Origin of the sequence: Mycobacterium lehmannii (genome assembly GCF_001499925.1) — a bacterium.
GTDB classification, from domain to species: Bacteria; Actinomycetota; Actinomycetes; order Mycobacteriales; family Mycobacteriaceae; genus Mycobacterium; species Mycobacterium lehmannii.
In genome coordinates this window covers 564,883-578,740 of the sequence record NZ_LQIR01000001.1, presented here as the reverse complement: position 1 = coordinate 578,740, position 13,858 = coordinate 564,883, and the positions used below count along the sequence as shown (strand labels likewise).

Genomic DNA, 13,858 nt, shown 5'->3' with positions numbered 1-13,858 from the left:
GACGCACTACGTTGAGACCAGGACCGGCGCAGGCCACCCCAACCACCATTGACAAACACCACTTACGAAGGTGTCTGTCGGCAACACGCCGTTGCAAGGCAACACTTTTCGCACCGTCGCACCGCGCCGAGCGTGCAGAAACTGCGGCAAAACGTCGGTGTGTCGTGAGCAGACGCGCACGTTCGCGGTTCCGAGGAAAGGTGCAGAGAGCTACCTAGAAGCGGCCGCCGCCGCCGAACATCCCGCCACCGCCACCGGAGCCGCCGAACGAGCCGGGGCTGAACCCGCCACCGCCGAAACCGCCGAAGCCGCCGCGCATTCCTCCGCTGAGGATGTTTCCGATGAGGATGCCGCCGATGATCGCGCCCATATTGCCCCCACCGCCGCGGCCACCGCCGAACGGACCCATGTACGAACTGTGCGCGTTCTGCACGTCGGCGTTGGCCAGGTTCTGCGCCTGTGACGCGAGCATTGCCGCACCGTTGGCGTGCTTGATGGCTTCGGCCGGGTCGGTGGCCCGCCGCTCTTCGGCGGCGCCGATCTGACGGACGGCCTCCGCCAAGCGGGTCCGGGCCTCGGGCCCGACGATGCCGCGACGGGTGTCGATGAAGTCCGACACCGACCGGACCCGCGACCGCGCCGTGAACAGCGCCTCGTCCAAGGCTCGGTTGAGGCGGTCAGCGGCCTCCCGCTCCTGCTCGACGGCGGCCAGCAGCCGATCGAGATCCGCGTCGGCCTTCGTCAGCTCGGTGAAAGTGCCCAGCGGGTCAGCGGCTTTGGAGCGCTGCGCGGCGGCGACGGCTGCCGCTGCCGCGTCACGCGCCTCGGCCAACTGCGCGGCTTGCGGCACGCTGCCCTGCTGCAGCAAGACGCCTGCCTGCCTGATGCCGTTCTGGATGTCTTCGATCGCCGCGGGCATCGTGGCAGCGGCGCGACGGATGTCACTGGCGGCGCTGTCCACCGTGTCGAGCAGACCACGCGCCTGCACCAGCGCCGACTCCGCCGCTCGCACGCTTTCGACGAGCTCGCTCTGTTGGCCCGGCACCGGCCGGGCGGCAAGGTCGCGCCCGCGGCTGATGCTCGCATCGGCGAAATCGAGCAGTTCTTTAGCCGCATCGACATTGCCTGCCACTGAACTCAACGCCGTCGCGTCGAATTCGCCGTACAGTTCGGCCACCTTCTGACGTGACGGCTCGAGCCGGGCGGTGATGTCGACCACCTGCTGCGTCATCGAGTCCAGTTTGGACGGGGCGTTGATCACCAGGTTCCGCAGCTCGGCGAACGCGTCGCGTTGCGCGTCGAGCTCACGGTCGGCCTTGGCCGCCGCGACCACCACCCGCGTCAACAGGTCGCGCCTTTGCGCCGGGGTTTCGGGGATGGCGTCGTCGAGGATCTGCCGGACGTTGAACGCTTGAGCGAGCGTGGTTTTCGCGCTGTTGACCGCCCGGGTGAACGGCTCGGTCCGCGAGGTGCCGAACTCCTCGACCGCCAACTCCAGTTCGTGGTCGCTGGTCCGCACCGCGTTGTCGACCTCGACCACCATCGCCCGCGACAGGTCGTCGAGCGCGTCCAGCGATACCGCCGCGAGCGCCTGCGGGTCGCTCGGATCGACTCTGCGCGCAGCGGCGAATTCGGCCTCCCGACGCTTGCGCTGCCGTCGTCGGCGCCAGATCATCAGCACCACCACCGCGAGGGCGATCACTCCGAGGGCGATGAGCAACCCGACCCAGCTAAGCGTCGAACCCGAGCTGCCCGATCGGGCGAGCCCGTCGGCGGCCGCGACCGCCGCTCCGGCCCAGTCGCTGTTGCGCAGGGCGGGTTCGATGTCGTTGCGCCGCACGCTTTCCACCCGGCTCGAGCTCAACTCCGTTGCGCTATCGGGCACCAGGAAGGCGTACGAACGGTCAACCGTGGCCACCGCCAACAGGGCGTCGTAGGTGCCCAGGTCGCTCGTGCGCATGGTGTTGCGCGCCCATGTCTCGGCCGGCTGACCGGAAAACGTGTCGACGTAGACGACCCACAACCGGGTCCTGCTGCTGCTGTAGAGCGAGCCGACCGCCGACGTCACCTGCGCCCGACCGGCGCCGTCGAGGACGCCGGCGTTGTCGGTGACGTAGCCCGGCAGCCGAAACGGCGGCTCGGCGGCCGCCGTCGGCGCGATGAGTGCACCGGCGGCGAGCATGGCGAGCAAAAGGGTCAGCAGGCGGACGAGGCGCATGGACGCCAATCTAGTGCGCGGCACGGTCAAGCCGGTTGGTGCTGGCAGACTATCCGTCGGTGACAGGCAACGGAGATCCCTACGACGAGTTCGACCGCCAGCGATGGGTGGACGAGCCGCCGAAGAGCGCTGCACTGCCCGGCACCGACACCGAGCATCGCACCGATTTCGCGCGCGACCGGGCGCGGGTGCTGCACTGTGCGGCGCTTCGCCGACTGGCCGACAAGACGCAGGTCGTCGGCCCCCGTCAGGGCGAAACGCCGCGCACCCGGCTGACCCATTCGCTGGAGGTCGCCCAGATCGGCCGCGGCATGGCGATCGGCCTGGGCTGCGACCCCGACCTCGTCGACCTCGCAGGCCTGGCCCACGACATCGGTCACCCGCCCTACGGCCACAATGGCGAGCGCGCCCTGAACGAGATCGCCGCCGACTGCGGCGGCTTCGAGGGCAACGCCCAGAACTTCCGGATCCTGACCCGCCTCGAACCGAAAACCCTTGACGCAGAGGGTGGTAGCGCGGGGCTGAACCTCACTCGGGGCGCCCTGGACGCCGTCACCAAGTATCCGTGGCGACGCGGGTCGCGGCAGGCCAAGTTCGGTTTCTACTCCGACGACGTGCCGGTGGCCGACTGGGTGCGCACGAACGCGCCCGCGCAGAAGCCCTGCCTGGAGGCGCAGGTCATGGACTGGGCCGACGACGTCGCCTACTCGGTTCACGACGTCGAGGACGGGGTGGTTTCCGGCCGCATCGACATGCGGGTGCTGGCCGACACGGACGCGGCGGCCGTACTGGGTCGGCTGGGCGAGTCGAGCGGGATGGGCGCCGGGCTGCGATCCGGCGACCTGGTGGCCGCCGCGGCGCGGCTGTCGAGCCTGCCGGTCGTGGCCGCAGTGGGTAAGTACGACGGCACGCTGGCCGCATCCGTCGCGCTCAAGAAGTTGACCAGCGAACTCGTCGGCCGGTTCGCCTCGGCGGCCATCGCCGCGACCCGCGAGGAATCCGGTAGGGGACCCCTGGTTCGCTACCAGGCGGACCTGCGAGTCCCCGATCTGGTGCGGGCCGAGGTTGCGGTGCTCAAGATCCTGGCGCTGCAGTTCATCATGTCGGATCCCCGGCATCTGGAACTGCAGGCCCGGCAGCGCGAACGCGTGCACCGGGTGGTGGCGTGGGTCGCTGCCGGCGCACCTGCCACGCTCGACCCGATCTTCGTGCCTGCGTACAACGCCGCCGGCGACGACGGTGCCCGCCTGCGGGTGGTCATCGACCAGGTCGCGTCCTTCACCGAGGGCCGCCTCGAGCGGTTGGAACCCGCCTAGGCGTCCGCCCGGGGCGCTCTAGACTGGCCCGGTGGCCGGCCGCATTCCTGATCGCGACATCGCGGCCATCCGCGACCAGGTTCGCATCGAGGACGTCGTCGGCGACTACGTGCAGTTGCGGCGCGCGGGCGCGGACTCCCTGAAAGGGCTGTGCCCATTCCACGACGAGAAGTCGCCGTCGTTTCACGTGCGGCCCAATCACGGCCACTTCCACTGTTTCGGCTGCGGTGAGGGTGGCGACGTCTACGCCTTCGTCCAGAAGATCGAGCACGTCAACTTCGTCGAGTCGGTCGAACTGCTCGCCGACCGCGTCGGCTACACGATCACCTACACCGGCGCCTCGACCACCAACGTGCAGCGCGACCGCGGCAGCCGCAGCAGGCTGTTAGCGGCCAACGCGGCAGCCCAGGAGTTCTACGCAACGACGCTGGAGTCCGACGAGGCCGCACCGGCGCGACAGTATTTGATCGAGCGCAACTTCGACGGCCAGGCGGCCAAGCGGTTCGGCTGCGGCTTCGCGCCGTCTGGCTGGGATACGTTGACAAAGCACCTGCTGCGCAAGGGTTTCGAGTTCAAGGAGCTCGAGGCGGCCGGCCTGTCCCGGGAAGGCAAACGCGGTCCGATGGACCGCTTCCACCGCCGGCTGCTGTGGCCTATCAGGGCCAGTGGCGGCGAGGTGATCGGCTTCGGCGCCCGCCGGATCTTCGACGACGACCCGATGGAAGCCAAGTACGTCAACACCCCTGAAACCGTTCTGTACAAGAAATCGTCGGTGCTGTTCGGGCTGGACCTGGCCAAGCGCGACATCGCCAAGGGGCATCAGGCTGTCGTGGTCGAGGGCTACACCGACGTGATGGCGATGCACCTGGCCGGGGTGACGACCGCGGTCGCGTCCTGCGGAACCGCGTTCGGGGACGAACACTTGTCGATGCTGCGCCGACTCATGATGGACGACAACTTCTTTCGCGGTGAGTTGATCTACGTCTTCGACGGCGACGCGGCGGGTCGGGCGGCGGCCATCAAGGCATTCGAGGGGGAACAGAACCTGGCCGGGCAGTCGTTCGTCGCGGTGGCCTCAGAAGACAAATTGGCTGGGATGGATCCATGCGACATCCGCCTTAATTTCGGCGACGGTGCGCTTCGCGACCTGGTAGCCCGTCGAACACCGTTGTTCGAGTTCGCAATCCGCACCGCGCTGGCCGAACACGACCTCGACAGCGCCGAGGGGCGGGTCTCCGCCCTGCGCCGGTGCGTGCCGATGGTGGCCCGCATCAAAGAGCCGATGCTGCGCGACGAGTACGCGCGGCGGCTGACCGGATGGGTGGGCTGGGCCGACGAGGCGCAGGTACTGGCCCGGGTGCGAGAGGAAGCGCAGAAGCGGGGGATGCCCGAACGCGGCGGTCGCAGGCGCGCCGCGAGCGATCAGACGCAGCCACGAAGGTCGCGTACCCCCGACCCGGGCTCGCGGCCCGACCCCGCAGACCCGACGCTGTGGCCGCAGCGCGAGGCGCTCAAGGCCGCGCTGCAGTATCCCGCGCTGGCGGGGCCGGTGTTCGATTCGCTGACGGTCGAAAGCTTCACGCACCCGGGCTACGCCGCGGTGCGCTCGGCCATCGACGCCGCCGGCGGCACGTCGACCGGCCAGTCCGGCGCGGAGTGGATCGAGACGATTCGAACGCATACCGAGACGCCGGCCGCGGCGAGCCTGGTCAACGAACTCGGGGTGGAAGCCATCAACGTCGACGACGACGAGCGGTTACCGCGCTACATCGGCGGAGTGTTGGCCCGGTTGCAGGAAGTCTGGGTCGGCCGCCAGATCGCCGAGGTCAAGTCCAAGCTGCAGCGCATGTCACCGGTCGAGCAGGGCGACGAGTACCACGCATTGTTCGGGGACCTGGTCGCGATGGAGGCGTATCGGCGCAGCCTGCTCGAGCAGGCCAGCGGAGACGACATCTCTGCGTAGCCCGCGGTAACGCGATATGGTGGGCGCGCTATACAACCGTGGGAACGGTCAGGAAGGCGTGCACGTGACATCGACCATCAACCGGACGCGACGGTTCGTCGCCGCAGGCGCGTTAGCGGTGGCCGCGGTCGCTGCGCCGCTCGCAGCCTCCGCGCTGTCTGAATCCAGTGCGGACCCGCAGCCGCTCAGCCAGTGCCTGGCGTGGTTCGGGAACAAGGAGGATGGTCGCTGCCTGGGCGTTTCCAACGGCAACGGCATCAACGTCGGCACTCCTGACTTCGGGCTCAACCAGAGTCAGACCGGCGTCAACACGGGTCCGCTGGTTCCGGGCCAGACGATCACCGATCCCTACCGTTAACGGGCCTTTCTCACCTGCGCGGTCTCGGGGCCGATGATCTCGGTTCCGTTGTCGATCTCGGTCAACTTGATCATCGGTGGATCCGGTGACACCCGATCGGCGATCTTGCGCCGTCCGGCGTCGAGCACGGCTTTCGCCGCGGGGCTCTCGGTGACCGCCTTGTAGGTGCCGGCGATCTGCTCATATCGGCGGCGGCCGGCCTTCGAGCCAAGTACATAGCCGACACCCAATACGACGAAATACCCGATCACAGGGTCCCTTCCAGACGACGGTGCGTTGCGTTCCATCCTGCCTCACGTACCTGAGAGCGCGACCGGTGGCGGCGTATTGGCGGCGCCGCCGACACGTAAGCTAGAGTCAACCCCCGTCCCGCACACAGCGCGATGGCGGGAGAGCAGTCCCCTGTAGCTCAATTGGCAGAGCATTCGGCTGTTAACCGAAGGGTTGCTGGTTCGAGTCCAGCCGGGGGAGCAACACCACCACTTTCGGCTTCACAACCGTGTCGGGCCAACCCATCTCACCTCGCGCAGCGCATGATGGGCGGATGGCTGATGCAGGTATCTGGATCGCGTGGGGTATTCCCACCCGCGGACGCGAAGTGCAAGCACTCGAACTTTTCCGGGAGTCCCTCGAGGGCTACGGCGCCCAGCTTCTGCGCGATGGGGCGATCGAGCGCTACGACGTCGCCGTGCTGCGTCCACAGAGTATGCAGCTGGGCGGGTTCGTGTTGATCCAAGGCTCGCCAGAGCAGATCGACACGCTGCGTCGAGACGAGGACTTTCAGCGGTTCGTGACTCAGGTCCAGCTGGTGGCCGACAGCGTCGGAATGGTCGACGCGTGGGTCAACGACGGCCTCGGTGAGGCGTTCGACCTGTATGAGAAGGCGCTACGCAAGGGCGGCCTTCTGGCCCCATAGGCGATAGCTCCTCCGTGAGCCCGTAACGCAAAACCCCTACACGGCGATGACTGCACTGACAGTTGTTGCTAATGGGACATCTGCCGGTTTTGCTGTACACCCCCCATAACTGCTATTAGATTGCTTCGACGGGGCGGGGGATTTTCTTCGGAGGGCAAACATGGGCGCAGCAAGGTACGTCGGCCGTGTCGGGGGGCTGGCCGTCGCGATGGGAGTGGGTACCGCGATCGCCGTGGGACACGGCTACGCAGTGGCCGACACCACCGACTCGCCATCGGACAACTCCTCTAAGTCGGAGTCCGCGAGCAGCGCAACCGGCGCCAGCGGCGGGACGGGTACCGCGACCGGGTCCGCGACGTCGGGCAACGGTGCGACGGCCTCCACGACGGGGTCGACGTCGACGACGGGGTCGACTTCGACGTCCACCTCGACCTCGGCGGGAACCGACAAAGACGACAAAGATGACAAAGACGACGACAAAGACGGGGAGGCGTCCGACTCGACGACGAAAACCCGCACGGTCACCGGCGGGGTGACGGTCAGCGCCCAGACCAATACGGGATCCTCGCGCAACAACGCCGAGGAGGAAACCGAGGACGAGAAGGCCGCGACTCCGACGGCGGAAGCACCGAAGCCGACGTCGACACCGACAGCCGAGCCCACCGCGACTGCGACCCCGGAGCCCACCTCCACACCGACGGCCGCGCCGACCCCGAAACCAACGGCCGAGCAAACCCCGACACCGACGCCCGAGCCGACAGCGACGCCGACTCCTGAGCCGTCGCCAACACCCTCCGCCGAGCCGAAGCCGACCGCCGAGCCGGGAAAGGACTCCGACACCGGCGAAGCGGACCCGTCGTCGCAACCGAAGCCCGACGGAACCTCGAAAGCTTCCGCCCAACAAGCCGGCACCGCGACCGACACGGATGCCACGCAGTCGCTTTCCGATCCCACCGCGGCGGTGCAGGAAACCGGGAACTACGTCGTGTTCGCCGATGCCCGATCACTGGCGACGACGACGATGAACAACGCCTCGCCGTTGATGCTCGCCTACCAGCCGACGGCCGTGACGCCGGCGGCTCCTGCGAACCTGTTCACCGCCGTGACGAATCTGGTCACCAACACGATCAACTGGATCCTCAACCCGCTGGCAGGCACGGTGCCGTCGTCACCTGCGCAGCCGCCGCTGATATGGGGCCTGCTCGCGTTCGCGCGTCGTGAGTTCGAGAACTTCTTCGCGGCGCTGTCGGGCCGGCCCTCCACCACGCCGACGGTGATGACCCCGACGCTGATGGTCGAAGACGCCCCGATGGCCAGGATGGCGCTGATGGCCGCCGAACCCTTCACTCCGCTGTACTCACCGTTCCCCAACCCGCAGGTGAGCCCGTCGACGCAGTTCGTCTCCTGGGTCACGGGTCCTTGGTCGTACCCCGGCAATCCGCTCATGGCCAACACCGTCGACCGCTTCTCGGTCGGCGGCACCGACCTCGGCATCATGTGGGACAACGGAATTGAGGACGACCCCACCACTCCGGAAAACGAACATCAGGTCCTGATCGCGTTCGGCGACACGTTCTTCGACGGCAACATGTCGCAGGACTGGCGGTCCAACACCATCATGCGCACCTCCGACTGGTACCTCGCCAACGGGATGGAGATCCCCGACGGGGAGTGGTACAACGGCAACATGTTCGGTGGCGCGCCGCTGGGCCCCGACGGATTCCCGACTCGAGCCAGGCAGGTCATCTTCCCCGAAGGTCTGCCCGCCGGGATCACCCTGATCCCCACCGCGGGAATCTCGGTGCCCGTGGAAGACTCCAAGTACGGCGCGATCCAATACGTGAGTTTCATGTCGGTGACCCAGTGGGGCGCACCCGGCACCTGGACAACGAACTACTCGGCGATCGCCTGGTCCGACGACAACGGCGAAACCTTCCATGTCGCACCGGAAACCGTTCGCTACAACCAGCCGTGGACCGGCAACCAGAACTTCCAGCAGATGGCGTTCGTCCGGCCCGGCGACGGATATGTCTACGCGTACGGCACCCCCAACGGCCGTCAGGGCGCGGCTTACCTGGCGCGCGTGCCCGAACAAGACATTCTGGACCTGAGCAAGTACGAGTACTGGAACGGCAGCAGTGCCTGGGGCGGAGCCCCGGCCGGCTGGGTCAAGGGCAACCCCGCCGCGGCCACGTACGTGTTCGGTGTCGAGCAAGGCGCGTGCGGTGCGACCTACGCTGGCAACCAGGTCAGCGAAATGTCTGTGCAGTACAACAAGCAGCTGAACAAGTACGTGGTCCTGCACGGCGACCAGTTCAACAACATCGTGATGCGGACGTCGGACACGCCACAGGGCGCATGGTCGGGCCCGAAGGTGTTGATGAACCAGCAGCCCGGCGGCATCTACGCACCCATGATGCATCCCTGGTCGCCGTCGACCCAGGGCACGGGCACCGACCTGTACTGGAACCTGTCGGAGTGGAACTCCTACAACGTCATGATGATGAAGACCGACCTGAGCAAGGTGTGACGTGTTGAGAGCGGCACTCGTCGGCATGCTGATCCCAATGATCAGTGCGCCGGTCGCATGCGCAGAACCCGGTCAGCCGCCAGGACCGCCGTCGCAGACCGGTCAGTGCACCGCCGATCTCGAGGGCGCCATGACGCAGTTGCCGGGCACGGACACCCAGTCGGTGTGTCAGGGCGGCGCGTGGCAGGACGTGACCGGTCCGCAGCCGCCCGCCGACCGCTGGGTGGGCCAGGCGTCTCCGCTGACACTGCACGGACAGGGCATGCGCAATCCGGACATGACCGCAGGCAGATGGGTTGGCACACCGCGGGATTCGAGCACGACCTGCCGCGCACAGCAGCAGGTCGTCGTCAGCCCCGGCGAGCTCAGCACGCCGACCGCCGTCGCAGGCAACCCGGGTCGGCCACTGCAGTTCGACGTGCCCCCGAGGATGTTCTTGATCGAACTGAGCGGCGACTGCGTGTGGACGCGGAGTTGAGCCTCGTCAAGGTCCGCAGTAGATGGGCGTCCCAGTGAACAGGTCCCTACCGCAGATCGCACCGGGCGCCGGCGGGGGCGCCGGATAGAGGCGACCGCTCTCGTCGATCAGGTCGTTGCCCTGATACCGATACTGGTGGCAGACATTCCAATCCCAGTCAAGCGGGCGGTTCGATGCCGCCGACGGGGGAGTCTGACCGGGACACCAGCTGAACCAGTAGTAGTCGGCCCCGGCGGCACTTGCCAAACCCAGCCCGGCGAGCGCCAAGCCGCTGGAAACCGCTGCCGTGGCGGCGAATCGCGGGAAGGCCTTCATGATCGCATCCTTTGCCTCACGGCACCGCCGCGTCGGCGGTGCCTATGCGATCAAGTACACGGCCGTCCCGCTGCTACCGATCCCAAGAACCCCGTTACTTCGGCTCGATCGTGCCCGAGCTGATCGCGTTCTGCTCGGTGTGCTCGTCGGCGTCGGGAATGCGCTCGGGATGCAGCATCTCGGCGTAGCGCAACTGTTCGGGTATGCCGAAGCCGTCGACGAGAAGTTCGGCGTACGGGCGTAGTGTTCGGCAGCGTTCATTGATCCCACGGGTGACGGCCTTCGCGCGTTCGGTCGAGATGAACCTGTGCTCGATGAACCACGCCCGGTCCTTTTCGATCACCGACAGCGCGTACAGATCGCACACCATGTTCAGGATCTTGCGGGCCTCCTCGTCCTCGCACGCATCGATGCCGGCGACGAACGCTTCGAGGATCACCCGGTCGATGTGGGCCTGGGCGCAGTGCAGCACATGGTCCTGCACCGCGTTGAACGCATCGAACTCGCTCATCTCCTTCGACTTTCCCTGCAACCGGCGCGCCACCGTGGAGAGCATGTATTCCTCGCGGTCCTCGAACATCTGGACCTGGGTACCGCGGTTGAACAGGCTGCCCTCCTCCTCGTTGTCCTGCCGAGTGTCGAGGATCGTCTGCATGATCGCCTCGGCCGCAGTGCGTTTGAGCACCCGTTCACCGGCGAAGTTCGCGGCGAAGCGCACCCATTCGACCGGGCTCATGCTCTTGACGTCGTCGGCGTAGGCGGTGAGCAGTTGCTTGGCGACCAATTGCGTCAGGACATGGTTGTCGCCTTCGAACGTGGTGAACACGTCGGTGTCGGCCTTCAGCGCGATCAACCGGTTCTCGGCCATGTAACCCGCGCCGCCGCAGGCCTCGCGCGCCTCCTGGATCGCGCGGGTGGCGTGCCAGGTGTTGGCGGCCTTGAGCCCGGCTGCGCGGCCCTCGAGCTCACGCTGTTCTTCCGGGTCGGGATCTTCGGCGCTTTGCAGGTCATGGCACTTGGCGACGAGTTCGTTCTGCGCGAACTGCAGCGCATACGATTCGGCGATCAGCGGCAGCAGGCGGCGTTGGTGCACGAGGTAGTCCATGACGAGTACCTCGTCCCCGTCACCAGGCGCCTCGAACTGCCTGCGCTGCAACGCATATCGCGTGGCGATGTCGAGCGCGACGCGGGCCGCGGCCGCGGCGCTGCCGCCGACGGTGACGCGGCCGCGGACGAGGGTGCCGAGCATGGTGAAAAACCGGCGGCCGGGGTTCTCGATCGGCGAGCTGTACGTGCCGTCGGGCGCGACGTCGCCGTACTTGTTGAGAAGGTTCTCGCGCGGGACGCGGACCCGGTCGAACTGGATCCGGCCGTTGTCCACGCCCGGCAGGCCACCCTTGTAATGGCAGTCCGACGTGGTCACGCCCGGCAGGTCGTTGCCCTCCTCGTCGCGGATCGGGACCAACACGCAGTGCACACCGTGCCCTTCACCATCGGGGGTGATCAGTTGGGCGAAAACAGCGGCGATGCCGGCAGTTTCGGCGGCACCCCCGATGTAGTCCTTGCGCGCGGTCGGCGTGGGGGAGTCGACCACGAACTCCTGGGTTGCCGGGTCGTAGGTCGCGGTGGTCTCCAGCGCCTGCACGTTGCTGCCGTGACCGGTCTCGGTCATCGCGAAGCAGCCGAGAAGCTCGCAATCGATGATCGGCTTGACGTACTTCTCGTGATGTCGCTCGGTGCCGAGGTTCTCCACGGCCCCGCCGAACAACCCCCACTGCACACCGGCTTTCACCATCAGCGACAGATCGCTCATCGCCAACATCTCGATCTGCGTGACTGCCGCACCGACATCGCCGTTGCCGCCGTGCTCTTTTTTGAAGCCGTCCTCGGCGGCACCCATAGCCGCCATGATCTTGAGCTGCTCCGCCACCTTCGTACGGGCGATGACAGTGTTGGGGGTGTAGTGCGGTCGGAAGACCTCGCTGGAGAGCTCCGCACGCATCCGGTTCTTCACATCGCGCCAACGTCCGTCGAGCGCATTGCGCAGATGTTCGGCAGTGGTGGTCATGTCTCGACGGTAGCCGTCCGCGGGCCACCGCAAACTGTGATGTGGTAAACCCAGGCAATCCTCACTGGACCAGGCCATATCCGTGGCGTTGAATCGTCGGTATGACCGCCCCGACCGGAGTGCCACACACCTCGACGCACCGGCACGCCGATGTCACAGGCGGCTGGCTGCGCGCCGCGACCTTCGGCGCCATGGACGGCCTCGTCAGCAACACCGCCCTCATCGCCGGTGTCGCCGCTGCGGCCGACGCGGACACCGTTGTCATCAGCGGCGTTGCCGGGCTATTAGCCGGTGCGTTTTCGATGGCGCTGGGGGAGTACACCTCGGTCACCACCGCCAACGAACAAATCGAATCCGAGGTCCTGGTCGAGCGACGAGCCTTTCGCAAGCACCCACAGGCCGAGAAGGCGGAGCTGGTGACGATGTTGATGGACATGGGCATGACCCGTGAAACCGCGGTCAAGGCCACCGATGAGGTGCATCGCGACGAGCACCGGGCCCTGAACTTCCACCTCGTCCAGGAGTTGGGCGTCGACCCGCGGGAGAAGCCCTCGCCGTGGGTCGCGGCAGGGTCGTCGTTCCTGATGTTCACGCTCGGAGCGATCATCCCGCTGATCCCATACCTGCTCGGCTTCAGCTCGCTGTGGGCAGGGCTGGCGTGTGGTGGTGTGGGCCTGCTCGTCGCGGGTGGCGTGGCCGCGCGTTTCACCGGGCGACCGATCTGGTTCGCCTCTCTACGTCAGCTGGCTTTCGGGACTCTGGCCATCGCGGCGACCTATGTCGTCGGACTGTTGGTGGGCACGACCGTCACGTGAGCGAAGCGGTTCGCACCGCTACTCGTCTCGCAGAATCGGCGCGAGCGTCGCAAGACCCTTGATCTTCCCTGACGCTTCAGCCGGTGTCCGCGACCGCTGTCCTCGCTGAATAACCGGGCGGTCCAGGATCTGCATCCGCTGTGAGTGAAGCAGCTGATGAACCCCCCGTGGTTCACACCCGCCGGCCGAATGGCCCGCTGCCAGGCGACCCAAGTGCTGCTGAACATGTTCGGAGACTGCGATATTCGCAGATGCGGCAGTCGCGGGTCACCGCCTGAGTTCAAACCGCGAGATTGTATTCCGGCGGGCTCCCACTCGTCGAACTCCTGCTGCTCGAATGCGGCTTCGCGACGAAGCAGGCATCAGCTGTCGCCGACGGTGACCTCTCCTTTGCTGGTCACTTGGTGACGGTGTTGGACGTCGACGCCTCGTCAAGCAGCCGTCGCAGTACGCGCACCGCGTCAGTGAGCGTCTCCCGGTCGGCGACGTCGAGCCGTTCGAGGTACGGATCGATCGCCGCGCCGCGGTCCAGCCGCACCTGCCGGAGCGTGTCCACGCCCTTGGGGGTGATGCGGATCAGCACCGCGCGTGCGTCCTCGGGGTCGACCGTTCGCGACACCATGCCGGCCTCCTCGAGGCGGCGGACCTGGGTCGTCATCGTCGGCTGTGAGCAGTGGTCGAGTGCGGCCAGATCGGAGATGCGGGCCTCGCCCTGGTCCTCGATCGTGGACAGCAGTCGCGCCTGGGCATACCCGAGGGGCAGGCGGGCCCGCTGCGTGGCCAGTCGGTTGATCCGGGCGACCACGGACAACAGATCGGCTCCGAGCGTCTGGGTCATGCCGCCAGATTAGGTGTTCCAGAGGCCGAATCCGCCCCGATCG

General features: G+C 67.0%; 13 protein-coding genes and 1 tRNA gene. 8 read left to right on the top strand and 6 right to left on the bottom strand.

Annotated features, from left to right (window positions below):
- Positions 1-214: 214 nt before the first annotated feature.
- Positions 215-2,218: a TPM domain-containing protein gene (locus AU192_RS02790; RefSeq protein ID WP_064394136.1), complete on the bottom strand. Its 2,004-nt coding sequence runs from the start codon at positions 2,216-2,218 to the stop codon at positions 215-217.
- A gap of 59 nt (positions 2,219-2,277) precedes the next feature.
- Between AU192_RS02790 and AU192_RS02785 the strand changes: the two genes are divergently transcribed.
- The 3 genes from AU192_RS02785 to AU192_RS02775 all read left to right on the top strand — a co-directional run bounded on the left by AU192_RS02785 (position 2,278) and on the right by AU192_RS02775 (position 5,855).
- Positions 2,278-3,534 carry a deoxyguanosinetriphosphate triphosphohydrolase gene (locus tag AU192_RS02785; protein ID WP_064394211.1) on the top strand — a complete coding sequence of 419 codons (1,257 nt, stop codon included), beginning with the start codon at positions 2,278-2,280 and terminating at the stop codon, positions 3,532-3,534.
- A 31-nt stretch (positions 3,535-3,565) separates the two neighbouring features.
- Complete coding sequence (dnaG, locus tag AU192_RS02780) at positions 3,566-5,497, top strand: DNA primase (protein ID WP_064394135.1); 1,932 nt, start codon at positions 3,566-3,568, stop codon at positions 5,495-5,497.
- A gap of 64 nt (positions 5,498-5,561) precedes the next feature.
- Positions 5,562-5,855: a DUF7155 family protein gene (locus AU192_RS02775; protein WP_341271741.1), complete on the top strand. Its 294-nt coding sequence runs from the start codon at positions 5,562-5,564 to the stop codon at positions 5,853-5,855.
- Here the strand turns inward: AU192_RS02775 and AU192_RS02770 are convergent.
- Entirely contained in the window at positions 5,852-6,106 is a 255-nt protein-coding gene (locus AU192_RS02770; RefSeq protein WP_064394134.1) for a hypothetical protein, read from the bottom strand. The two genes, AU192_RS02775 and AU192_RS02770, sit on opposite strands and share 4 nt — an antisense overlap.
- A gap of 147 nt (positions 6,107-6,253) precedes the next feature.
- Here AU192_RS02770 and AU192_RS02765 point away from each other — a divergent pair.
- Positions 6,254-6,326 (top strand) — tRNA-Asn (locus tag AU192_RS02765).
- Between the two features lie 73 nt (positions 6,327-6,399).
- Positions 6,400-6,771 carry a hypothetical protein gene (locus AU192_RS02760; protein WP_064394209.1) on the top strand — a complete coding sequence of 124 codons (372 nt, stop codon included), beginning with the start codon at positions 6,400-6,402 and terminating at the stop codon, positions 6,769-6,771.
- Between the two features lie 243 nt (positions 6,772-7,014).
- Here AU192_RS02760 and AU192_RS26195 read toward each other — a convergent pair whose 3' ends face one another.
- Positions 7,015-7,704 (bottom strand): hypothetical protein, encoded by a 690-nt coding sequence (locus AU192_RS26195; protein WP_341271740.1) that lies wholly within the window; start codon positions 7,702-7,704, stop codon positions 7,015-7,017.
- 28 nt (positions 7,705-7,732) lie between these two features.
- Between AU192_RS26195 and AU192_RS02755 the strand changes: the two genes are divergently transcribed.
- Entirely contained in the window at positions 7,733-9,301 is a 1,569-nt protein-coding gene (locus tag AU192_RS02755) for a DUF4185 domain-containing protein (protein WP_341271739.1), read from the top strand.
- 1 nt (position 9,302) lies between these two features.
- Positions 9,303-9,779, top strand: coding sequence for a hypothetical protein (locus AU192_RS02750; protein WP_064394132.1), 477 nt, complete (start codon positions 9,303-9,305; stop codon positions 9,777-9,779).
- A gap of 6 nt (positions 9,780-9,785) precedes the next feature.
- On the opposite strand, the gene AU192_RS02745 is transcribed toward AU192_RS02750, so the two are convergent.
- Positions 9,786-10,094 (bottom strand): hypothetical protein, encoded by a 309-nt coding sequence (locus AU192_RS02745; RefSeq protein WP_064394131.1) that lies wholly within the window; start codon positions 10,092-10,094, stop codon positions 9,786-9,788.
- 94 nt (positions 10,095-10,188) lie between these two features.
- Positions 10,189-12,162 carry an acyl-CoA dehydrogenase family protein gene (locus AU192_RS02740; protein ID WP_064394130.1) on the bottom strand — a complete coding sequence of 658 codons (1,974 nt, stop codon included), beginning with the start codon at positions 12,160-12,162 and terminating at the stop codon, positions 10,189-10,191.
- Positions 12,163-12,263: 101 nt separating this feature from the next.
- Between AU192_RS02740 and AU192_RS02735 the strand changes: the two genes are divergently transcribed.
- Positions 12,264-12,977 (top strand): VIT1/CCC1 transporter family protein, encoded by a 714-nt coding sequence (locus AU192_RS02735; RefSeq protein ID WP_064394129.1) that lies wholly within the window; start codon positions 12,264-12,266, stop codon positions 12,975-12,977.
- Positions 12,978-13,374: 397 nt separating this feature from the next.
- Here AU192_RS02735 and AU192_RS02730 read toward each other — a convergent pair whose 3' ends face one another.
- The gene (locus tag AU192_RS02730; protein ID WP_064394128.1) at positions 13,375-13,815 is read right to left on the bottom strand and encodes a MarR family winged helix-turn-helix transcriptional regulator; all 441 of its coding nucleotides are present in this window, start codon (positions 13,813-13,815) and stop codon (positions 13,375-13,377) included.
- Positions 13,816-13,858: the final 43 nt, after the last annotated feature.